The organism is Bradyrhizobium sp. B025, assembly GCF_042257955.1.
Lineage (GTDB): Bacteria > Pseudomonadota > Alphaproteobacteria > Rhizobiales > Xanthobacteraceae > Bradyrhizobium > Bradyrhizobium diazoefficiens.
This window is the reverse complement of record NZ_CP170150.1, coordinates 4189708-4210691: the sequence shown is the minus strand read 5'-3', so window position 1 is coordinate 4210691 and position 20984 is coordinate 4189708. Positions and strand designations below refer to the sequence as shown.

28 protein-coding genes and 1 tRNA gene are annotated in these 20984 nt (G+C 63.7%); 10 read left to right on the top strand and 19 right to left on the bottom strand.

Going from position 1 to position 20984, the window contains the following annotated elements; genetic code table 11:
* Positions 1–19: 19 nt before the first annotated feature.
* The 4 genes from ACE10W_RS19465 to ACE10W_RS19450 all read right to left on the bottom strand — a co-directional run bounded on the left by ACE10W_RS19465 (position 20) and on the right by ACE10W_RS19450 (position 5793).
* Positions 20–931, bottom strand: coding sequence for a hydroxymethylglutaryl-CoA lyase (locus ACE10W_RS19465; protein ID WP_271557471.1), 912 nt, complete (start codon positions 929–931; stop codon positions 20–22).
* A gap of 1 nt (position 932) precedes the next feature.
* The gene (locus tag ACE10W_RS19460; protein ID WP_375762678.1) at positions 933–2936 is read right to left on the bottom strand and encodes an acetyl/propionyl/methylcrotonyl-CoA carboxylase subunit alpha; all 2004 of its coding nucleotides are present in this window, start codon (positions 2934–2936) and stop codon (positions 933–935) included.
* A gap of 4 nt (positions 2937–2940) precedes the next feature.
* A complete protein-coding gene (locus tag ACE10W_RS19455; RefSeq protein ID WP_271557468.1) occupies positions 2941–4545 on the bottom strand; it encodes a carboxyl transferase domain-containing protein in 1605 nt (534 codons plus the stop codon).
* A gap of 75 nt (positions 4546–4620) precedes the next feature.
* A complete protein-coding gene (locus ACE10W_RS19450; protein WP_028171337.1) occupies positions 4621–5793 on the bottom strand; it encodes an isovaleryl-CoA dehydrogenase in 1173 nt (390 codons plus the stop codon).
* Positions 5794–5895: 102 nt separating this feature from the next.
* On the opposite strand from ACE10W_RS19450, the gene ACE10W_RS19445 reads away from it, so the two are divergent.
* On the top strand, positions 5896–6924 hold the full coding sequence (locus ACE10W_RS19445) for an AraC family transcriptional regulator (RefSeq protein ID WP_271557466.1): 1029 nt from the start codon (positions 5896–5898) through the stop codon (positions 6922–6924).
* Positions 6925–7024: 100 nt separating this feature from the next.
* Here ACE10W_RS19445 and ACE10W_RS19440 read toward each other — a convergent pair whose 3' ends face one another.
* From ACE10W_RS19440 to ACE10W_RS19425, 4 genes are all read right to left on the bottom strand, one after another.
* Complete coding sequence (locus tag ACE10W_RS19440; RefSeq protein ID WP_161534999.1) at positions 7025–7315, bottom strand: DUF3551 domain-containing protein; 291 nt, start codon at positions 7313–7315, stop codon at positions 7025–7027.
* A gap of 185 nt (positions 7316–7500) precedes the next feature.
* The gene (locus ACE10W_RS19435) at positions 7501–7863 is read right to left on the bottom strand and encodes a DUF1428 domain-containing protein (protein WP_271557463.1); all 363 of its coding nucleotides are present in this window, start codon (positions 7861–7863) and stop codon (positions 7501–7503) included.
* Between the two features lie 52 nt (positions 7864–7915).
* The gene (locus ACE10W_RS19430) at positions 7916–8401 is read right to left on the bottom strand and encodes an Lrp/AsnC family transcriptional regulator (protein WP_161535001.1); all 486 of its coding nucleotides are present in this window, start codon (positions 8399–8401) and stop codon (positions 7916–7918) included.
* Between the two features lie 273 nt (positions 8402–8674).
* Positions 8675–8980, bottom strand: a complete 306-nt coding sequence (locus ACE10W_RS19425; RefSeq protein ID WP_028171332.1) for an ETC complex I subunit — start codon at positions 8978–8980, stop codon at positions 8675–8677.
* Between the two features lie 257 nt (positions 8981–9237).
* Between ACE10W_RS19425 and ACE10W_RS19420 the strand changes: the two genes are divergently transcribed.
* Together ACE10W_RS19420 and ACE10W_RS19415 are read left to right on the top strand one after the other, a co-directional pair.
* A complete protein-coding gene (locus tag ACE10W_RS19420; RefSeq protein ID WP_271557460.1) occupies positions 9238–10410 on the top strand; it encodes an OpgC domain-containing protein in 1173 nt (390 codons plus the stop codon).
* Positions 10411–10575: 165 nt separating this feature from the next.
* The gene (locus ACE10W_RS19415) at positions 10576–10974 is read left to right on the top strand and encodes a hypothetical protein (protein ID WP_028171331.1); all 399 of its coding nucleotides are present in this window, start codon (positions 10576–10578) and stop codon (positions 10972–10974) included.
* 31 nt (positions 10975–11005) lie between these two features.
* On the opposite strand, the gene ACE10W_RS19410 is transcribed toward ACE10W_RS19415, so the two are convergent.
* On the bottom strand, positions 11006–11200 hold the full coding sequence (locus tag ACE10W_RS19410) for a hypothetical protein (protein ID WP_271557458.1): 195 nt from the start codon (positions 11198–11200) through the stop codon (positions 11006–11008).
* Positions 11201–12272: 1072 nt separating this feature from the next.
* On the opposite strand from ACE10W_RS19410, the gene ACE10W_RS19405 reads away from it, so the two are divergent.
* A complete protein-coding gene (locus ACE10W_RS19405) occupies positions 12273–12467 on the top strand; it encodes an RNA-binding protein (RefSeq protein WP_231166472.1) in 195 nt (64 codons plus the stop codon).
* A gap of 56 nt (positions 12468–12523) precedes the next feature.
* Here the strand turns inward: ACE10W_RS19405 and ACE10W_RS19400 are convergent.
* The 4 genes from ACE10W_RS19400 to ACE10W_RS19385 form a co-directional block, all read right to left on the bottom strand.
* A tRNA-Pro gene (locus ACE10W_RS19400) sits at positions 12524–12600 on the bottom strand.
* 95 nt (positions 12601–12695) lie between these two features.
* Positions 12696–13181 carry a DUF192 domain-containing protein gene (locus ACE10W_RS19395; RefSeq protein ID WP_271557451.1) on the bottom strand — a complete coding sequence of 162 codons (486 nt, stop codon included), beginning with the start codon at positions 13179–13181 and terminating at the stop codon, positions 12696–12698.
* A gap of 124 nt (positions 13182–13305) precedes the next feature.
* Positions 13306–13965, bottom strand: a complete 660-nt coding sequence (locus ACE10W_RS19390) for a cold-shock protein (protein WP_027542689.1) — start codon at positions 13963–13965, stop codon at positions 13306–13308.
* A 198-nt stretch (positions 13966–14163) separates the two neighbouring features.
* Positions 14164–14922 carry an NAD-dependent protein deacetylase gene (locus ACE10W_RS19385; RefSeq protein WP_161535003.1) on the bottom strand — a complete coding sequence of 253 codons (759 nt, stop codon included), beginning with the start codon at positions 14920–14922 and terminating at the stop codon, positions 14164–14166.
* 289 nt (positions 14923–15211) lie between these two features.
* Here ACE10W_RS19385 and ACE10W_RS19380 point away from each other — a divergent pair, with 289 nt between their 5' ends.
* Complete coding sequence (locus tag ACE10W_RS19380) at positions 15212–15376, top strand: hypothetical protein (protein WP_164933808.1); 165 nt, start codon at positions 15212–15214, stop codon at positions 15374–15376.
* A gap of 69 nt (positions 15377–15445) precedes the next feature.
* On the opposite strand, the gene ACE10W_RS19375 is transcribed toward ACE10W_RS19380, so the two are convergent.
* Positions 15446–15736, bottom strand: coding sequence for a hypothetical protein (locus tag ACE10W_RS19375; RefSeq protein WP_011087180.1), 291 nt, complete (start codon positions 15734–15736; stop codon positions 15446–15448).
* A gap of 44 nt (positions 15737–15780) precedes the next feature.
* On the opposite strand from ACE10W_RS19375, the gene ACE10W_RS19370 reads away from it, so the two are divergent.
* Positions 15781–16245, top strand: coding sequence for a hypothetical protein (locus tag ACE10W_RS19370; protein WP_271557446.1), 465 nt, complete (start codon positions 15781–15783; stop codon positions 16243–16245).
* A 54-nt stretch (positions 16246–16299) separates the two neighbouring features.
* The gene (locus ACE10W_RS19365; RefSeq protein ID WP_074076975.1) at positions 16300–16473 is read left to right on the top strand and encodes a hypothetical protein; all 174 of its coding nucleotides are present in this window, start codon (positions 16300–16302) and stop codon (positions 16471–16473) included.
* Here the strand turns inward: ACE10W_RS19365 and ACE10W_RS19360 are convergent.
* The 4 genes from ACE10W_RS19360 to ACE10W_RS19345 all read right to left on the bottom strand — a co-directional run bounded on the left by ACE10W_RS19360 (position 16470) and on the right by ACE10W_RS19345 (position 18432).
* Entirely contained in the window at positions 16470–16667 is a 198-nt protein-coding gene (locus ACE10W_RS19360) for a hypothetical protein (protein WP_271557444.1), read from the bottom strand. The two genes, ACE10W_RS19365 and ACE10W_RS19360, sit on opposite strands and share 4 nt — an antisense overlap.
* A gap of 324 nt (positions 16668–16991) precedes the next feature.
* Positions 16992–17144, bottom strand: coding sequence for a hypothetical protein (locus tag ACE10W_RS19355; RefSeq protein WP_271557442.1), 153 nt, complete (start codon positions 17142–17144; stop codon positions 16992–16994).
* Between the two features lie 315 nt (positions 17145–17459).
* Positions 17460–17597, bottom strand: coding sequence for a hypothetical protein (locus ACE10W_RS19350; RefSeq protein WP_165448157.1), 138 nt, complete (start codon positions 17595–17597; stop codon positions 17460–17462).
* A gap of 538 nt (positions 17598–18135) precedes the next feature.
* Complete coding sequence (locus ACE10W_RS19345; protein WP_027542683.1) at positions 18136–18432, bottom strand: HU family DNA-binding protein; 297 nt, start codon at positions 18430–18432, stop codon at positions 18136–18138.
* Between the two features lie 338 nt (positions 18433–18770).
* Here ACE10W_RS19345 and ACE10W_RS19340 point away from each other — a divergent pair, with 338 nt between their 5' ends.
* Both ACE10W_RS19340 and ACE10W_RS19335 read left to right on the top strand, forming a co-directional pair.
* Positions 18771–18956: a hypothetical protein gene (locus ACE10W_RS19340; protein WP_271557441.1), complete on the top strand. Its 186-nt coding sequence runs from the start codon at positions 18771–18773 to the stop codon at positions 18954–18956.
* Positions 18957–19158: 202 nt separating this feature from the next.
* The gene (locus ACE10W_RS19335; RefSeq protein ID WP_028171323.1) at positions 19159–19461 is read left to right on the top strand and encodes a hypothetical protein; all 303 of its coding nucleotides are present in this window, start codon (positions 19159–19161) and stop codon (positions 19459–19461) included.
* A gap of 103 nt (positions 19462–19564) precedes the next feature.
* Here ACE10W_RS19335 and ACE10W_RS19330 read toward each other — a convergent pair whose 3' ends face one another.
* Positions 19565–19768, bottom strand: a complete 204-nt coding sequence (locus ACE10W_RS19330) for a hypothetical protein (RefSeq protein WP_028171322.1) — start codon at positions 19766–19768, stop codon at positions 19565–19567.
* Between the two features lie 172 nt (positions 19769–19940).
* Between ACE10W_RS19330 and pip the strand changes: the two genes are divergently transcribed.
* On the top strand, positions 19941–20894 hold the full coding sequence (pip, locus tag ACE10W_RS19325; RefSeq protein WP_271557440.1) for a prolyl aminopeptidase: 954 nt from the start codon (positions 19941–19943) through the stop codon (positions 20892–20894).
* Positions 20895–20984: the final 90 nt, after the last annotated feature.

The following is a 20984-nucleotide window of genomic DNA, read 5'->3' as shown; positions in this document are numbered from 1 at the left end:
TTTGCCCACCCTACGAAAATTAGGACGTAGTTCGCTTCTTCTTCGCATTCAGCGCGGACGCCACGCGGCTCACGGGCGGCTTGCCCAGCACGCCGCTCATCTCGTTCGTCGCCGCCAACAGCTTCTCCATGTCGACGCCGGTGCTGATGCCCATGCCTTCGAGCATGTAGACGACATCCTCGGTCGCGACATTGCCGGTCGCGCCGGGGGCGTAGGGGCAGCCGCCGAGGCCGCCGGCGGCGGCATCGATGACGCGGACGCCCTGCTCCAGCCCGGCATAGAGGTTGGCGAGCGCCTGGCCGTAGGTGTCATGAAAGTGCATCGCGAGATTGGCGGCGGGGATGTCGGCGCTGACGGCGCGCAGCATTTCCTTCGCCTTGGCCGGGGTGCCGACGCCGATGGTGTCGCCGAGCGAGATCTCGTAGCAGCCGAGGTCCCACAGCGTGCTAGCAAGATCGGCCACCGCCTTCGGCTTGATCTCGCCGTCGAACGGACAGCCCAGCACGCAGGAAATGTAGCCGCGCACCTTGATGCCGTCGGTCTTGGCGCGCGCCAGCACCGGCTTGAACCGTTCGATCGACTCCGCGACCGTGCAGTTGATGTTGGCCCGCGAAAAGCCTTCGGAGGCTGCCGCGAACACCGAGACCACCTTCGCGCCCGCGGCGCGGGCGGCGTCATAGCCCTTCTCGTTCGGCACCAGCACGTGGAATTCGGCACCCGTTATATGGCTCACGCCGCGCAGCACGGCATCGGAGCTTGCCATTTGCGGGATCGCCTTGGGCGACACGAAAGCGCCGACCTCGACCGTATCGAGGCCGGCTGAGACCAGCGCCTCGACGAAGGCGATGCGGGCCTCGACGCTGACGGGACTCTTCTCGTTCTGGAGGCCGTCGCGCGGCCCCATCTCGATGATGCGGACGGGCTCGCTCATCTCATTCTCCCGAAGGCTCGACCACGGCGAGCTCGACGCCCTCCTGCACGATGTCGCCGACCTTGCACTTGATCGACGTCAGCACGCCGGCATAGGGCGCCCGCAGCGTCTGCTCCATCTTCATCACTTCGAGGGTGAGGATCGGCGCGCCCTTCTCCAGCGTTGCGCCCTCCTCGGCCAGCACGGCGACGACCGTGCCCGGCAAGGGTGCCGCGATCTTGTCCGCGCCGGCCTGCTCCTCGGTCTCGCCGCCGAACGGATCGACCCAATGCAGGTCGAAGCGGCCGTGGCGCGTGCGCAAATAGAGTTCATGGCCGTCGATCACGGCGGCGACCTGGGATTTGACGCCGTCGAGCGTCAGATCGAAGCCGCCATCGCGCGGCGCGATCGCGAATGCCAGCTCGCGGTCGCCGATCACAAGCGTCGACGGCCCGCTGCCGTAGTTGAGGGTGATCTTCTGCTCAGGCCCGTGGCCAACGCGGAAGGCAAAGCTGCGCTGACGCCGGCCGACCGGCATCCAGCCGAACGTCTGCCAGGGCGAATTCGCCTCGGCCTGCGCGGCCTGCCGCTCGTCGTTCACGATCGCGGCGACCGCGGCGCAGAGCTCGAGCTCGCCGGGCGCCGGCGTAGCCTGCGTCAGCACCGCCAGCTCGCGCTCGATGAAGCCGGTGTCGATCGCATTCGCCCGCACTTTTTGATGCGTGATCAGCGCCGACAGGAACGGGATGTTGGTGACGATGCCGCGGACGTCGGAGTCCTCCAGTCCGCGGTTCAGCCGCTCGATCGCGACATCCCGGGTCGGTGCCCAGGCGATCATTTTTGCGAGCATCGCGTCGTAGTACGGCGAGACGCTGTCGCCCTCGCGATAGCCCGCGTCGATGCGCAGGCCGCCGGTCTCCGGGGGCAGCCGCCAGGTCGAGATCTTTCCGACCGAGGGCATGAAGTTCTTGGTCGGATTTTCGGCGTAGACGCGCGCCTCGACCGCGTGGCCGTTGAGGCGGATCTCGTCCTGCCGCAGCGGCAACGCCTCGCCGAAGGCGACGCGCAGCTGCCATTCGACGAGGTCGATTCCGGTGATCAGTTCGGTCACGGGATGCTCGACCTGGAGACGCGTGTTCATCTCGATGAAGAACACGTCCTTGCCGTCGGAGACGAACTCGATGGTGCCGGCGCCGACATAGTTCACCGCGCCCGCCGCCTTCCGCGCCGCGGCGCAGACCGTCTCGCGCTGCGCCGCATTGAGGGTCGGCGACGGCGCTTCCTCGATCACCTTCTGGTGCCGGCGCTGCAGCGTGCATTCGCGCTCGAACAGCGAGAGCAGATTGCCGTGGCTGTCGCCGATGATCTGCACCTCGATATGGCGGGGATTGTCGACATATTTCTCGATCAGCATGCGGTCGTCGCCGAACGCGGCCTTGGCCTCGCGCTTGGCGCTGACGATCGCGGGCCCGAGCTCGGCCGCCGAGCGCACGATCCGCATGCCGCGGCCACCGCCGCCGGCGGACGCTTTCACCAGGATCGGGAAGCCGATCTGGTTCGCGGCCTTCGCCAGCGTCGCCTCGTCCTGGGCCTCGCCGTGATAGCCGGGCACCAGCGGCACGCCCGCCTTCTCCATCAGCGCTTTCGAGCCGGACTTCGAGCCCATCGCCGTCATCATCCCGGCGGTCGGCCCCACGAAGACCAGCCCCGCGTCGAGGCAGGCATGCGCAAACTCGGCATTCTCCGACAGGAAGCCGTAGCCGGGATGCACGGCCTCCGCCCCGGTCTTTCGCGCGGCTTCGATCAGACGCTCGACATTGAGATAGCTGTCACGCGCCCGCGCGGGGCCGAGCAGCACGGCCTCGTCGGCGAGCGCGACATGCATCGCGTCGCGGTCGGCCTCGGAATAGACCGCGACCGTGCGCAGGCCCATGGCGCGGGCGGTGCGGATGACGCGGCAGGCGATCTCGCCGCGGTTGGCGATCAGGAGCGTGCGAAAACGCCGGTAGAGCTTTGAGCGGTCCATCGCATCACATCCTGAATAGGCCGAATTTGGTGGGCTCGATCGGCGCATTCGACGCCGCCGAGAGGCCGAGGCCGAGCACGAGCCTGGTGTCGGCCGGGTCGATCACGCCGTCGTCCCACAGGCGCGCGGTCGCGTAGTACGGATGCCCTTGGCTCTCATACTGCGCGCGGATCGGCTCGCGGAATTTGTCTTCCTCGTCCCTGGACCAGCTATCGCCCCTGGCCTCGATATTGTCGCGCCGGACCTGGCTCAGCACCATCGAGGCCTGCTCGCCGCCCATCACCGAGATGCGCGCGTTTGGCCACATCCAGAGAAAGCGCGGTGAGTAGGCTCGGCCGCACATGCCGTAATTGCCGGCGCCGTAGGAGCCGCCGATCACGACGGTGAACTTCGGCACCGAGGCGGTCGCAACCGCCGTCACGAGCTTGGCGCCGTCGCGCGCGATGCCGCCGGCCTCGTACTTCTTGCCGACCATGAAGCCGGTGATGTTCTGCAGGAACACCAGCGGAATGCCGCGCTGGCAGCATAGCTCGATGAAATGCGCCCCCTTCAACGAACTCTCGCTGAACAGGATGCCGTTGTTGGCGATGATGCCGACCGGATAGCCCCAGATATGGGCGAAGCCGCACACCAGCGTCGTGCCGTAGAGTTTCTTGAACTCGTCGAATTCCGACCCGTCCACGACGCGCGCGATGATGTCGCGCACGTCGAACGGCTTGCGGCCATCGACCGGCACCACGCCGTAGATCTCCTCGGCCGCGAACAGCGGATCGCGCGGCGGATGCATGTTGAGGTTCGGCCGGCTCGACGGCTTCAAGGTGCCGACGATGCGGCGGGCGATGCCGATCGCGTGGGCGTCGTTCTGCGCGTAGTGATCGGTCACACCTGATTGCCGCGAATGCACGTCGGCGCCGCCGAGCTCCTCCGCGGTCACCACCTCGCCGGTCGCCGCCTTCACCAGCGGCGGGCCGCCGAGGAAGATGGTGCCCTGGTTGCGCACGATGATGCTCTCGTCCGACATGGCCGGCACATAGGCGCCGCCGGCGGTGCAGGACCCCATCACGATCGCGACCTGCGGGATGCCTTGCGACGACATCTGCGCCTGGTTGTAGAAGATGCGGCCGAAGTGGCGCTCGTCCGGAAAGATCTCGTCCTGGAGCGGCAGGAAGGCGCCGCCGGAATCGACCATGTAGACGCAGGGAAGATTGTTCTGCCGCGCGATGTCCTGCGCGCGCAGATGCTTCTTCACGGTCATCGGATAATAGGTGCCGCCCTTGATGGTGGCGTCGTTGGCGACGACCACGCATTCGCGGCCCGAGATGCGCCCCACCCCGGTGACGACGCTCGCCGAATGCACGTCGCCGCCATAGAGGCCGTAGGCCGCCAGCGGCGACAGCTCCAGGAACGAGGTCCCGGGATCGATCAAGAGGTCAACGCGCTCGCGCGCCAGCATCTTGCCGCGCGAGGTGTGGCGGTTGCGCGAGGCCTCGCCGCCGCCGCCGGCGACCTGGCTGAGCTTTTCGCGCAAGTCCGCGACGAGGGAGCGCATGGCCTCGGAATTGCGCGCAAAGTCTGACGACGACGGATCGATGCTGGAATGGAGCGGCATGTTGTCCCGCGTTTCTGGTGATCTGGTGAGAGGCCGCGGCCAGGTTGGACCGCGGCAATTCCAAGTGCGCCGGACCTACGCCGTCTCGGCCATCAGCTCGCGGCCGATCAGCATGCGGCGCACTTCCGAGGTGCCGGCGCCGATCTCGTACAGCTTGGCGTCGCGCCACAGGCGTCCGACCGGAAATTCGGATGTGTAGCCGACGCCGCCGAGCGCCTGGATCGCCTCGCCCGCCATCCACGTCGCCTTCTCCGCGGAATAGAGGATCGCAGCCGCGGCATCCTTGCGCAGGGTCCGCGCATGGTCGGCGCGGTCGCAGGCGCGCCCGACCGCATAGACATAGGCGCGTGTGGCCTGCCAGGTCGCATACATGTCGGCGAGCTTGCCCTGCATCAGCTGGAAGTCGCCGATCGGCTGGCCGAACTGCTTGCGCTCGTGCATGTAGGGCACCACCGCGTCCATGCAGGCCGCCATGATCCCGAGCGGGCCGCCCGAAAGCACGGTGCGCTCATAATCGAGGCCGGACATCAGCACCTTGACGCCCTCGCCCACCTTGCCGAGCACGTTCTCCTCCGGCACCTCGCATTCGTCGAAGAACAAGGGATAGGTGTTGGAGCCGCGCATGCCGAGCTTGTCGAGATGCTGGCCGTGGGTAAATCCCTTGAAGCCCTTCTCGACGAGGAAGGCAGTCATGCCGCGCGGGCCGGCCTCCGGATCGGTCTTGGCGTAGACGACCAGCACGTCCGCGTCGCCGCCATTGGTGATCCACATTTTCGAGCCGTTGAGCACGTAGCGGTCGCCGCGCTTGTCGGCACGCAGCTTCATCGAGACGACGTCGGAGCCGGCGCCGGGCTCGGACATCGCCAGCGCGCCGACATACTCGCCGGAGATCAGTTTTGGCAGATAGCGCTCGCGCTGCGCGTCGTTGCCGTTGCGGCGGATCTGGTTGACGCAGAGGTTGGAATGCGCGCCGTAGGACAGGCCCACGGCTGCCGACCCGCGCGAAATCTCCTCCATAGCGACGATATGGGCGAGATAGCCCATGTTGGAGCCGCCATATTGCTCCGGTGCCGTCATGCCGAGCAGGCCGAGGTCGCCAAGGCGCTTCCAGAGATCCGCCGGGAACAGGTTGGCCTTCTCGATCTCGGCGGCGCGCGGGGCGATCTCCGCCTCCACGAAGGCGCGCAGCGTGTCGCGCAGCATGCTGATGTCTTCGCCCAGATCGAAATCGATGCTCGGGATGTTCAAGGCGATTCCTCCGTATTCTTGTCGGGTCCGAACCTACCCCCGCCCGGGCGTCCTGGCGGTCGAAAAGGTTGCATTTTCCGCCAACTTTGGCGAGGATTTTTCATGCCGTTCCAAGCCGCAACCGCGACGCCCCGCCGCGCCATGACCCCAGCCGCCTTCGTCCGCGGCGTGGTTGCCGCTTATGCCCTTTACGGGCGGGATCCGGCCGAGGCATTGGGTAAGGGCCAGGTCACCGAGGATCTCGTTCGATCCCAGGACGGACGGGTGACGGCGGCCCAGTTCGAGGCGCTGGCCGGCCACGCCATGCGCGAGCTCGACGACGAAGCGCTCGGTTGGTTCTCGCGCCGGCTGCCTTGGGGAACCTATGGCATGCTGTGCCGCGCCTCGATCACGGCCCCCAATCTCGAAGTCGCGCTAAAGCGCTGGTGCCGGCATCATCGCCTGCTGACCGAGGACGTGCTGTTCGAGCTCTCGCTTGGTGATGAGACCGCGACCATCTCCCTTCGCGAGCAGCGCGATCTCGGCCCCTTGCGCGAATTCTGCCTCGTCACCCTGCTCCGCTATGTCCTCGGCTTCTCCTGCTGGGCCGTCGATTCCGCGATCGCGCTGCGTGCGGCCGAGTTTCCCTATTCCGAGCCGGGCCACGTCTCGGTCTATCCGACGATCTTCTGCAGGCATTTGAGCTTTGATGCGGATGGCGCCCGTATCGTGTTCGACAAGCACTATCTTTCACTGCCGCTGACCCGCAGCCCGGCCGATCTCGACAGCATGCTCAAGGGCGCGCTGCGGCTGACCGTGCTGCCCTATCGGCGCGACCGGCTGCTGGTCGAGCGCGTGCGCCGCGTGCTGCGCAATGCGCGCGGACGCAGTCTCGGCGCCGAGGATGTCGCAAGCGAGCTTGCGCTCTCCACCCGCACCATGCACCGGCGCCTGCGCGAGGAAGCGACCTCGCTGCGCGATCTGAAGGAAGAGACCAAATTCAAGCTCGCCAAGCAGGAGTTGATGCGCGGCCGCACCCCGATCAAGCGGATCGCGGAGATCGCCGGCTTCCGCAACGAGAAGAGTTTTTCCCGCGCCTTCCGAAGCTGGACCGGCGCCTCACCGCGCGAGTTTCGCGGAAGGTATCGCTGATGGGCGCCGAAGCGCATTGTTGTCTGCATGTCATAAGTTACGGCCCCCGAGATCACTCTCGGAGGCCGCAATGTCCCGGATCCGGTCTCGATGTCAGGCGTTAGTTTTGCGCGCCCGAACGAGGCTTGGTGCGCGACTGCGTCTGCTTCGGCTGGAAGGCGAGCGCGTCGTTGGTGGTCTTCGCGCCGCCGGCCTGCGAGCACGAGCCGCCGATGCCGCCTGCCGCCTGCCGGCAGGCTTCCATCGTCGGATAACCGCAGCCGTGAGCGGCCTGGGCGCCGTTGGTAATGCAGTAATCGTCGGCCTTCGCAGCCGGTGCCGACAGAACAAAAAACGCAGACGCACACAGCGCCGCAGCAGACGCTGCGATCGTCTTCGAAGTCGATGTCATGATGTCTTTTCCTGCTTAGGGTCCCACAAAAGCATCCCCAGCGTGCGATGCAGGCTGAGGCTCACACCCTGCATCTAGGCAGCGCGCAGGGACCGACAATCACGATCCGGCGCATTGCAGGGCTTCGCAAATCACATGTCAAACTTATGTGAGTTACTAAGATATATAGTTCCACTATGACGCCCTTACCGGTCCTGGCGCCCCATGACGTGGATCGGCCTGAAGCAGCCCAGGATCAGACGCTTCGGATCGAACGGAATGTCGCCCGCAGCCTCAAATCGCTTGTCGTCGCCCATCCCGGCTTCGGCGGCCTCGAGCGTTGCCTTGTCGGGCCAGACCTGCCAGGTGAAGACGATCTTCTCGCCGTCCTTCGCATTCACGGCGCGGCGAAAGTCGGTGTGCGTGCCACTGGGGACGTTGTCCTCCCAGGACTCGACGATCTCCAGACACCCGTATTCCCTGAACAGCGCCGCGCCGTTCTCCGCCCATCGGCGATAGGCCTCCATCTTGTCCTCCGGCACCGGAATGACGAAGCCTGCGATGTACATGATTTCAGCTCCTTCGCAGTCTCTGTGAGCCTCACACCGGCGGAGCGATCTCCTATCCCGCCGCCGCAACCTCCTGCAACGGCAGCGGCACGTCCTTCGCGACGCCCAGCACCGGAAAGCTGCGGACGTTCTTCACATCGGGCATCGCGGCGAAATGCAGCAGCTGCTGGCGCATGCTCTCGACGCTCGGCGCGACGCATTTCAGCAGATAATCGGTGTCGCCGGAAATGCGCCAGCACTGCTGGATGCGCGGGATCGCGGCGATCGAGCCCTCGAACGCCTCCAGCACCGGCTGGGCCTGGCTGCCGAGCTGGATCGAGACGAACGACACCACCTCATAGCCGAGCAGCCGCTCGTCGATGACGGCGCGCACCGCCCGGATCACGCCGCGGCTGAACAGCGATTTCAACCGCCGCAGGCAGTTGGGCGCGGACACGCCGACGCGCAGCGCCAGCTCGTTGTTGCGAACCCGCCCGTCCTGCTGCAGCTCGGATAAGATCTTCAGATCGACGCCGTCGAGCTGGTCACGCCCGGCCATCCCCCACCTCGCCCTGATCCCGTGATGCCGGGACCAGCGAAGCATGAGGCGGAATTGGTGCCAAGAGCCAAGCGCGCGGCACTATCGAGTTCGGGGGAATACCTCCCCACGGTCATGGCCGGGCATAACCGTCTGAAGGACGGCGTCGCTTCCGCTCGCCTATGTCCCGGCCATCCACGCTCTTTCACGCGGCCCAAAACGTGGATGCCCGGGACTAGCCCGGGCATGACGAGTACATCACGTCGTATGAAGTCGGAGCAGCCACCTGCCCCCTCAATGCGTCCAGGGCTCGCCGCGCCGGAACGAGAAATTGTCGGCATAGGCGACCGGCCGGCGGATCGAATCCTGGGGCTCGATGACCTGGTAGGCGATGCCCTTGCGCTCGCAATAGGCGACCGCCTCTTCCTTGCTGTCGAAGCGCAGCGTGATCTGCTGCTTCATGTCGCCGGACGAGGTCCAGCCCATCAGCGGCTCGACCGCACGCGGCTGCTCCGGCTCGTAGTCGAGCTGCCATTCCCGGGTCTTGGACCGGCCGGATTGCATCGCGTTCTTGGCGGGCTTGAAAATGCGTGCGGTCATGGGGTGGTCCGGGCCTTTTCGTCTTTTCGTTCGATTTCGATGCGTCAGGGTGGCAGTTGGTGGAAACCTCAGGGATAGTATAGAGACACCGATCGGGAACTGATCGGTGATTCCGGCCCCCCGGTCACCCTTACCGACGGTATAGTCATTATGCTGCACCGTGACAATTCCGTACCCGCCTTCCGCGCCGGGATTCAGCCCGGCCGCACTGCCTCGCCGACATCAGCGCATCTATCCCCTCCGAGAGCTCCCGTCGCATGGCCTTCCTGAACATCAACGCCACGCTCCCTGAAAAAGGCCGAGACCTACGGCTCGACCTGTTTCGCGGCGTCGCCAACTGGGCGATCTTCCTCGACCACATCCCTGACAACGTCGTGAACTGGATCACGACGCGCAATTACGGCTTTTCCGACGCGGCCGACCTGTTCGTCTTCATCTCCGGCTACACCGCCTCCTTCGTCTATGCGCGCATGATGCTGGAGCGCGGCTTCATCGTCGGCGCCACGCGCCTGACCAAGCGGGTCTGGCAGCTCTACGTCGCCCACATCATCCTGTTCGTGATCTACATCGCCTCGATCAGCTATCTGGCGCTGCGCTTCGGCGATTCAGATATGATCAACGAGTTCAACGTCGCCGGCCTCGTCGACAACGCCACCGAGACGTTGCGCCAGGGCCTGTTCCTGCGCTTCAAGCCGCTCAATCTCGACGTGCTGCCCCTCTACATCGTGCTGATGGGACTGTTCCCGCCGGTGCTGTGGTTCATGCTGCGCAAGCCCGATTTGACGATGGTGCTGTCGATCGTGCTGTGGCTCGCCGCGCGCCATTACGGCCTGAACCTGACCGCCTATCCGGCCGGCCAGTGGTACTTCAATCCATATGCCTGGCAGGTGCTGTTCGTGTTCGGCGCCTGGTGCGCGATGGGCGGGGCGCGGCGCTCGATGACGCTGATCAATTCGCCGATCACGCTGTGGCTCTGCCTCGGCTATCTCCTGTTCGCACTGGTCATGACCATGGCCGGCCGCTTCCCCGCCATCGGCGGCATGTTCCCGGAATGGCTGTTCTCGGCCTTCAACCCCAACGACAAGACCAACCTTGCGCCGTACCGCTTCATCCATTTCGTCGTGATCGTGATCCTGGTGATCCGCTTCGTGCCGAAGGACTGGCCGGGCCTGGAATGGAAGGTGTTCGATCCCCTGATCGTCTGCGGCCAGCAATCGCTCGCGGTGTTCTGCGTCGGCGTGTTCCTGTCCTTCGTCGGCCATTTCGAGCTGTCGATGAGCTCGGGCTCGCTGTTCGCGCAGCTCTTCGTCAGCATCGCCGGCATCGCGATCATGACGACGGTGGCGTATTACATCTCGTGGTCGAAGCGGCAGGACAAGCCGCTGAAGCCCCCGCCATCCAAGCCGGCGCCCGCAACGAAGGCCGCCTGAGCCGGGACGCCCGTTCGTCCGGGCGCACCGTTCCGACGCCGCTGTCGGTTCGTCCGGGATTGGATTGACCTGCGTCAACCAGGGCCGGCGCCGGCCGAACTAGTGTCGCCGCGACTCGCGCCGCCGCATCGACGTCGGCGCTTCCTCCCGGACAAGGCCAAGCACATGCCCTCTCATTTTCACGCCATTGTATGGATCGACCACACGCAGGCCCGGATCTTCCATCTCGGCCTGAGCGGCTCCGACGAAATCACGCTGCATCCGCATCTGGCAACGCGTCATCTCCATCACAAGGCCAATGAGATCGGCAGCGGCCATGCCGCGCCTGACAAGACGTTCTACGCTGAGGTGACCAAAGCCCTCGCCGATGCCGGCGAAGTCCTGATCATCGGCCCGGCCAACGCGAAGACCGAGCTCGCCAGCCACATCCGCGCCAACGCGCCAGATGTCGCCAAGCGGATTGCCGCAGTGGAAACGGCCGACCATCCTTCCGACAACGAGATCGTCGCTTACGCGAAACGTCACTTCAAATTGCCGCTTCCGCGCGTGCAGGCACCAACCTGAAAGCGGGATGACGATTTACGATCGCATCGCTTCAGGCCGCTTCTTCGCTGTCGAACTCGGTGAATTTCTTGTAGATCCAGTCGCGGCCGTCGTGCCGGCGCCAGACCTTGCCGTAAACGAGCTGCCCGTTGATCGAGCGGCGCGGCACGATCACGGTCCAGAGGTGCCAGATTTCGGTCCAGCTCGACTGCGGGCTGGCCGTTCTTAAGTTGCGATCGAAAGACATGACACAGAACTCACAGGATACGCGCGCCGCGACGAACTGTGATCTTGTGTGAGCGCGAATTCCAGGCAGCCCATCGCGAGCCGGCACTGATCTGATAACGATCGCCAAAGTGGCCGCAACAACCGCTCGCTCTTAACCTAACCCATCAACCTTACCTGTCGCGGACAGGTGGCCAGGCTGGTTGAAAGCCGGCGCCGGTTTTTCTACAATGCATGCGTGATTTGAGAGTGAGTGCACCGTTTTCGGGACGCGCGATTGAATTTGAACTGACGTCGCTTTTTTTAAAGAGCTTGGAATTTAAAGACGACTTGGATTTTGAGGAAGACTCGGAAGTTTTGAAGACTTGAAGGTTTAAGACTCGGACGTTTTGAAAAAAGACATACTGGCTGGGGCGACCACAATGAATTTGCAGTGTGCATGTCTGCGCTTGGCGGTGCGATCGACGCCGCCTGTCCCGGCCGTCAGGACGTCGGCTCACGAACCGCCAAGGGCCGCCAACGACAACCAGATGGTCTGGCCGTTCGTGCCGTTTCCGCCCGGCTGGCACGCCTCGAGCTGATTGGGCAATTCTGAAGAACGCGACGTCTGAAGATCGCGACGCCTGCAAAAAAGACGTTTGAAAAGCGCAACGCCGCGCAAGCGGAGTATTATCGCTTGGCGGCGTCCGTTAGGCATTGGGCGCTGAAATCCCCAACATCCATATGTCCATGGCGACAGCCAAAGGTTCGATGAATCTTTGGTAATTCTGCGTCGGGCCGACCGCGCCAATGCCTTGAAAAATCGCGCGGAAGTCGGGCTGCGCAAGCAACGAGCGCGAGGGCTTCAGGCCGAACGCGCCGGGTCTGCAAAGCAGGCGCTGGCCGCGTGAGAAAGTTCGATCCGGCACGCATGTTCCGCGCCGGACGGCCGCAACCAATCGCCGCGCGGCGCGTTGCAGCTTCTTCCCATCCGTCCGGGGTCCTGGCGAGCGCCAACGATCAGCGCGCGCCCGCCATGGACGGACGGTCATCGCGTCTCACGTCCGTGTGAGCTGGAGCCCGGTCGGTGAATTTCGTCGAGCGAGAAGAGACCAATGAACAACGGGCCGCAAGGCAAGGGGGATGCTGTGAGCCAGATCGATACGACCGAGAAACTCTCCGAGGCGCCGGAGCCCGGAGACTCGCTGTTCGCACTCTGCGGACTCGGCGTCGCGGGGATCGTGATGCTGGGCTGGATCTGCGCCCTCGCCTGGATCGCCTGGCGCCTCGCCGATTGGCTGCTGTTCTGAGCCGGGATCCGCGAGTCGAAATTTCGAAGGAAATGAAGGAGGTTCGACCTCGGGACTGGTCGGGGCAGCTGGATTCGAACCAACGACCTGCAGTACCCAAAACTGCCGCGCTACCAGGCTGCGCTATACCCCGAATGTCCGGCGAGCCCTGTCGATACACGCTTCCCAAAGCGCCAGCAAGCGTCCTAAAGGCGCCGGCAAGGCCGGGAAGGCCCCCACCGGACGGCTCTATTTGCTGCCGAACAGCGGGTGGCCGACGCGGTCGCCGGGGCGGATGCCGTATTTCTGCGCCGTTCCCGCCACCACCTCCAGAACGGCCCGCGCGGGGCCCTTGGACGAGATGATCTTGGTCGACAGCGGCTCGGTGTTCTCGGCAATGCGCAGGATGCGGCCGTCGGCGCGGATGAAGATCATGTCGAGCGGGACATAGGTATTCTTCATCCACATCGACACTTCCTGCTCGGGATTGAAGTCGAACAGCATGCCTTTGCCGTCGGCCAGCTCCTTGCGGTACATCAGGCCGGTCTGCTTCTCCTCCTCGGTCGTTGCCATCTCCACCGAGAACACCTGCACGCCGCTTTTGGTGACGATCTCGAGCGGCTGGAAGCTCGCGGCTCGGACAGGTCCGCCCGCCACGACAACGCCGGCGATGACCAGGATGGCGGCAAGCCAGCCCTTCGCAACGGACCAGACAGCCTTTCGATCAAGATTCATGGGATGGCACTCAGGGCGTGGGAATGGAACAGTCCTACGCGGCGACCGCCCGAAAAGCCAGAGGCGCGCCGGTCAGCCGGCGCGCCTCTGCTCACGATTGCGGGAATTGGCGATCCTGCCGCCGCTAGTGCGACTGCAGTCCGGGCGATCCGGTCTCGGGATGGATCTCGGCCGCCATCATGCCCTTGGAACCGGGCCCGAAGCGGACCAGGACATATTGGCCGGGGCGCAATTCGGTCATGCCGAAGCGGCGCAGCGTCTCCATGTGCACGAAGATGTCGGGCGTGCCCTCGCCGCAGGTCAGGAAGCCGAAGCCGCGCAGCCGGTTGAACCATTTGACCTGAGCCCGCTCCAGCCCGCTGGTCGGGGTGACCGTGACGTGGGTGCGCGGCGGCAGCATCTGCGCCGGATGGATCGCGGTCGACTCGTCCATCGAGACCACGCGGAAGGCCTGGTAGCCCTTCGCGCGCTGGATGCATTCGACGACGATGCGCGCGCCCTCATAGGCGGTCTGGAAGCCGTCGCGTCTAAGCACGGTGACATGCAGCAGCACGTCCGGCCAGCCATTGTCGGGAACGATGAAGCCGTAGCCCTTCGACGCGTCGAACCATTTGATGACGCCGTGGACTTCGACGAGGTTGGCGCTGGCCTCGCCAAGGCCGGTGAACGGGCTGAGCCCGCTCTCGCGGCCGCTGCCGTGCTCGCCCGGCGTCATGCGCCCCGGCGACGTGCCCTGTCCGGGAACTCCAAGCTTTTTGGACTCAAATCCGTCCGACGACCCCATAACCCCGGACCCCACACTGCCATGCAACCCGCCACATTGGCGGCGCTCGAATCACGCGTCTTAAGAGAATGTTCTCAATTCGACGCGACGCGAATCTTTCGACTCAAAAGATAACACTCCCGGTTGCGGCGCATAGACAAAAAAGAGATTCGCCGGAACCTATGAACAGCTTGCACAGCCGCGAATCAAACTAACGCCTCAATTGCCGACAAAGGGTCCGAGCGTTTCGCCGATGTCGTGGCGGATGACGAGGTCGGCGATGTCGTCCTGCTCGGTCGGCTCGCGATTGATGATCACCAAACGTGCACCCGCGCGCTTCGCCATCATCGGAAAGCCCGCTGCCGGCCACACCACGAGCGAGGAACCGATCGCGATGAAGAGGTCGCAGGCGCGCGACAGCGCGGTTGCGCGCTGCATCTCCTCCTCCGGCATCATCTGGCCGAACGAGATCGTGGCGGTCTTCACCGGCTCGTCGCACACGGTGCAGTTTGGAGCGCCGTCCTGGTCGAATCGGCGCTTCACCCAGTCGAGCTGATAGGTCTGCCCGCATCCGACGCATCGCGCATAAGTAGTATTTCCGTGAAGTTCAATCACGTGCTCGTGCGCGAAGCCCGAGGCCTGGTGCAGATTGTCGATGTTCTGGGTGATGACCGCGGGGACCTTGCCGGCGCGGTAGAGCGAGGCGAGCGCGCGATGGCCGCGGCCGGGCCTTGCCGCCGCGAAGGTCTCCTCCATCGCGAAGCGCCGGCGCCAGGATTCGTCGCGCGCCTCTTGGCTCGCAACGAATTCGTCGAACGGGATCGGACGGTTGCGCGTCCAGATGCCGCCCGGCGAGCGGAAGTCGGGGATGCCGCATTCGGTCGAGATGCCGGCGCCGGTGAACGGTACGATGGTCTTCGCCTCGGCGATCATGTCGCCGAGACGTTCAACGCCGCTGCGAAGATCCGATGCAATCAATCGCACGCCTCCCGCTTTGGTCTTGCGCTAGCTGCAAGATGCGCAAGCGACAAGATTGTTGACGCTGTTATCAACTGCGAACGCAGGTGCGCTCGGCAATTTTTTCCGCCCATCGCATATCACAATCCTGCAATGCCTCCTCCCCATTGACGCCCCAATCAGAAGCGCCAATGCATGTGTTATGCGACTCAAGGCCCGGTGCGGCGGCAGCGCTTGAGGACACTCGTAAACACGACCCTGTAAAAACAACCCGAGTAACATCGTCCAAGTGTGAACAGAGGGGATGGACATGACCGAAGACGAACAACGCAAGATCCGTGAACGCGAAGAGATCGCCGCCCGTGTCGCCGCCTTCCGTGCCACCCAGGAGAAGTTCAAGCGCGAGCGCGAAGAGTATTTCGTGTCGACGCTTGAGAACGCACGCAAGGTCGAGCGACCCTCGCTCTGGCCGTAGCACGCGCCTGATCGCCACGCATGAAAAAAGCCCGGAGCATCGCTCCGGGCTTTTCACTTACCCCCGCCGTTACCAGTGACGGTAATAGTGGCGGCGATAGTAATACGGTCCGTCGCCATAATAGGCGTACGGGCCAGATCCGTAATAGTAGCCCGGGCTGTCATAATAGCCGTAGCCAGGGCCGTAATAGCCGTAAGGGTGGGACGCGGCGATCGCGCCCGCGGTGATCGCGCCGGCGGCAAGACCGAACGCGAGGCCCGGGCCGATGCCGCGGCCGCGCGCCTCGGCAGGCGCAGGCGCCGCCACCGCGGTCACGCCGACGGCTGCGACGGTGGCCAGAACTGCCAGTGTCTTTTTCATGAGCTCCTCCTTCGCGTCTGGGGTGACAACGCGAGTGCCGTTTGATGGTTGCGCGCGGCGCGGAACCGGAGCCGGTCAAAAAAATCGATGCGAGGCGGAACGAAATCGCCGTGCGGCGGTTGGAATTGCAAGTGCGAAGCCTCCGCTATCCGGTGAAGGCCCAGCACGAAAGCCCCGTCAGTATCCTCCGCGATGCTGGCGGGGTTTTTGTTCCACGGGAGCAAATGGGCAGCAGAGAACAACGGCTGCCCGCGGGGCGGAAGGCCGAGGAGGAAGGATTGCCGATATCCGCTTTGCTTGCCCGGATCCGCCGGCTCGTTCCCGGATCCGGCGATCGACATTACGACGAGATCGTCCGCAGTTTCGGTGTCGGCGCGCTGCGCCCGCCGCCGACGCCGATGAGCGACGGCGAGCTGGCGCGGGCCATCGCCGAGTTCCTCAGGGAACAGCCCTCCTCCGAGTCCGTCGCGACCCTCGGCCGGCGGCTCGACCCCTCCTCCCGGCTCTAGGCGGACTTCTTACTAGCGGATCTCTTTTGCGCGAGCCGGGAACAAGCGCCGCGCATGCAAGTTGAGGTTGTCTTCACGCAAGTGAGGTTCGACATGTTCGACATGCCCGTGTGGCTCGAAGTCTTGCTCAACCTGTCCGGCTATGCCGGCTTCGTCGCGCTCGCGAGCCGCGGCACCTCGTGCCCGCGCGCAGCGGCCGACGACCGGATCGGTGGTGACGAGCGCTAGTTGGTGTGCGGCGCCTGGCCCGCCGTGCGCACCAGCCGGTCGGCCTTGACCGCGACGCGCGTGTCCTCGGCTTGCTGCCGCAGCGAAAAACTGATCAGCACGAAAGCGAGGCAGAACAGCGTGCCGACGATCGCGACGCGCCAGTAGGTGTGGCGGTCGCCTTGATAAAAGGACGGCTCTGAAAAAGGTGTCATGGCAAAGTGGCTTCTTGGCAAAGTCGTTTCTTGTCGTTGCCAGACACCTACTCCAACCCGCGGCAAGCGCAACGCGATTGGGCTTTTAACCTAACCGAATAGGGTTATCGTTTCCCGCGCAAGCTTTCGTTAGGAGTTGGCGCAGCGCCGTTTGGATCTCGGCGAGCCGCTTGAGGCATCGCGCGATCGCCGAGGCAGGCCCGCCCCTCGCCGACCGTCTTTGTTCCAGCTTCGCCCGCATTTCGTTCTCGAAGAACGAATCGGAATCGAAGAAATCGGCGCGGAGCAACTCTTAACGAGTGGTGTCGCGCGCGAAATTTCTCGTCACGTCGTCTCGGCCGGCGTCGATCGCAGCGGCAGCACCTGCGGCACCGATGGCTTGTCGCTGCGCAGCCTCGCGTGGTGTCTTGCGTGCCGGTCGGACCAGAACACTCTCGCGATCTCGGCGAACATCTCGATCAACCAGCATGCATCCATGTCGCTCTCTCCTCGCTCATCTCCTGCGCGGGAGACGAGAACGGCACTGTGCGAGACTTCACGCTGTCTCGTTCTGACACGCACGCTCGCATCGACATCGAGGACGCGCAACTTGTTCTGCATCCGACTCCATTTCGTTCTCGAAGAACGAATCGGAGTCGGGAAAATCAGCGAGAATCGATTCCTAACGATCGATGAAACCGCGTGCGCTCACGTCTTCGCCGGCAGACATCTTCGGCGGCGAAATATCGAGACCGCCGCAACCACGATGGCGATCTCGTGCGCCATCGCGGCCGGCGTCCGCCCGCGCGCGCATCACGCCGCGCGCTTCTCCTTGCCCTTCTCGGAGAAGCATTCGAGAATCTGGATGCGGAGTTCTTCTGCGGCCGGCCCCTCGACCTTCCTGAGCTCGTTCCAGAGTCTGATCACTTCGCGCTGCTTTTCGACGGTCATGAGTCACCTCCCAAAGGATTCCAAAAGATGATGGCTCATAGGAACAAAATGAGAACAAAAAGTCCAGCCCCCCTCGCGCGATTTCCCACGCCCATCGTCTTGAACCTTTTGGGCGCCGCAAAGACCCATCGAGGCTGGGGATTTCAGCGCCCAGTCATACGGCAGCGCCGCCTGACGAACATACTCCGTCACGGCGGCGCTGTTGCTTTTTGGATTTTCTACCCCAGGTTTGATCTACGGCTGACGGCCAGGCGCTGAAATCCCATCGCCGTCAGTTTGGAAAGCCCCGCGCGAAAGCGCGGGGTTTTCTCTTTCTCTTCTTCGGAAGGCTGAACCTTTTACTGGGCTGGCGCGTCTTATTCCTGAAGCTTCCCCCAGGCTTCATCCCCATCAGAAAGCCCCGCTCCCCCCAGGCGGGGCTTTCGCTTTTGCGGACATCGCGCCGCCCAAGACAAAAACAAAGAGACAAAACAAAGAGCCCCGCTCCGACATCATCGGAACGGGGCTCTGGGCACGCAAGCGGTGCGCGATGGCAGGATCAGACGGCGTCCTTGGCGACCTTCAGGGGCGATGCCTTCACCGACTTGCTCGCGGGCTTGGCCGCAAACTGCATCGGCTCCTTGGTGAAGGGATTGACGCCCATGCGGGCTTCGGTCGCCGGCTTGTTCACGACCGACATCTTCACGAAACCGGGAATGACGAACTCGCCGGACTCGTTGAGCTCCTTGTAGCCGACCGTCGCCATGTACTCGATGACCGACTTCACGTCGTTCTTCGCAAGCTGCGTGCCCTCGGCAATCGCGTCGATCAATTGAGTCTTGGTCATCTTCGCCATGTCAAACGTCCTTCTGAATGGGGTGCGCGCGGGCTGTGGGGTAACCGTGCCGGGCACGCGACAAAGCCGCGCAGCGCGCTTTGTGTTCATGCCAGCGGTCAGGAAGTCACCGGGCTTAGAACCCATCGGGGCCGAAAACGCAAGCCGCAGTTTGACGTCGGTTCCGCCTGTTTCGGCGGGATGACAGCGCTTGCATCGACCCGCGCCGAATCGAATTCAGCAATGTCCATAGAGGGTTCTGCCGGTTCGCCAGCAGGCAGCAGCGATGCCCGTATTAGCCGAAGTCACGAAAGCCCCTAACTGGTTCTCTTTCGAAAGCATTTGTTGCATAGTGGCGCATGGCCAAAACAAAAGTGACGTTTAGAGCGGTCCGGATCGCCGATGGCGACTGGAAGATCCTGGCGGACTACCCCGACCACGAGCAGCGCGAAATCGCCGGATTTACCAGCAAGGCAGATGCCGACGACTGGATCAACGGCGATCGCAAGATCGCGTGGCTCCGGTCCCAGGGCTACGCCAAGTGACTTAGCGCAAGTGACTTAACGCAAGTGACGTAGCGCTCCCGCGCGAAAACGGCGTTCACGGGCGGCGGCAAAGCCACCTCATCCAGCCAGCTCAGCAAGACACCTCACCGTGAAACCTGTGGTTCGAGCCGTGTTGTTGACACTTCAGTAACCCAACGCATCCAAGCTCCCCTTGGTATCGTTGCGTTGGAGTATCCTCACAGTGCTGGATTTTCACGAGCTGCGTGAACTCGCGGCCGATGTTCGCGTGTTTGTCGATGTCGCCGAAGACAAGGCCGAGGCGCTCAGAGCCGTCATCGCGGCCTATGACGTCGTGCTGGCAATCTTCCCTTCCGAAGAGGGCATGGGCCTCCACGTCATCAAGGGCAAAGCGATCCTGGACAAGATCGCCAAATCACGCAGCCATGCGACCTACAGCCATACGGCGATCGCGGTCCCTGACCTCGAGCATGCCGAAGTGCTCAAGCTCCTGACGGCGCCTGCCGAGCAGCGGATCGCTGCCTAAGCGCAGACGGCGAGAAATTCAGCGGCGGGCCGCATCAGGTTCGTTCGCCGTTGCTCGGCGCCGAACAGGTCGAAGCCTCGGTTCTCGGGAGCCGAGGGCCTGCCTAGCTCTCGCTGGGCAAGCCATCGCGAACCATCCCGCCGACGGCTCCGCCCAAAATGACGGACACTGTGACGGGCCATACAGCCGCCATCACGATGACAGCTCCAAAGCGAACGTCCCTGTTGGGGCGATCGTAGGAGTCCATGGCCGTGAAAACGAACAGGGCAATCAGGCAACCGATCGCGTATTTCTTCTTCCAGCTCATGTGATGAGGACCTTATGAAGCCGAGCATTGGTCGCGCCGGCTTTTCCGTGGGTTCATCCGCGCCGTCGCGATCCGGTGGCCGCGCTAAATTCGTTCGCCCGATAAATCCGGCCTGCCAAAGCCCGCTATTGCGGCATAGAGAAAGGCTGCCAAAAGGCGTCAGGAGAAAGCGATGGCTCAGTTCCAGCCTATCGAGCCGTACGAGACTGGATTGCTGGATGTGGGCGACGGCCAGCAGATCTACTGGGAATGTTGCGGCAATCCCGCGGGCAAGCCGGCGCTTTTCCTGCATGGCGGTCCGGGCACGGGCTGCTCTGTTGGTCAGAGACGATTTTTCGATCCTGATGTCTACAGGGCTGTGCTGTTCGATCAGCGTGGCTCCGGTCGCAGCCTTCCGCTCGCAAGTCAGTCGGGTTCGAGCCTGGCAAGCAATACCACCGCTCACCTTGTCGCAGACATCGAGAGGCTGCGCGAGCTGCTCGGTGTCGAAAGCTGGATCGTCCTGGGCTTGTCCTGGGGCACCACGCTTGGCCTCGCCTACGCACAACCGCATCCGCGACGCGTGAAAGCGATGGTGCTCGGATTCGTGACGACGACATCGCGTGCAGAGGTGCAATGGATCACCAACGATGTCGGGCGCATCTTTCCAAGGGAATGGGAGCGCTTTTCCGAGACTGTCCCCCGGCATCTCCGCGGCATGCCGCTCGTCGATGCCTACGCAATCATGCTTGCCGATGCCGACGAGACCGTTCGCGACAGGGCCGCCCGGGCATGGTGCGAGTGGGAGGATGCGCACGTCTCGCTCACCCCGGGACACCGGCCAAATCCCCGATTTGACGACGCGGAATTTCGATTGCGATTTGCGCGCCTGGTCACTCACTATTGGCGCCACGCCGCATTTCTCGCGGAGGATCAATTGATCCGCGACGCATCGAGATTGAACGGCATTCCCGGCGCCCTGATCCATGGCCGTTTCGACGTCAGCGGACCGTTGTCCACGGCGTGGCAACTGCACAAGCGATGGACGACCTCCAGGCTGCATATTCTCGAAGACGCCGGCCACGGCGGCGGCAATGAGTTCATGCCCTTGGTCATCAGAACTCTGGATGAGTTCGGGAAGCTGTAGGCGCGTGAGCTGTTACGGCGTGGGACCGCCGGAATTGCGGTCCAGTCCATCAAATTCACTCGCTAGCAACCCTGCCCATCGCTGCGGCTC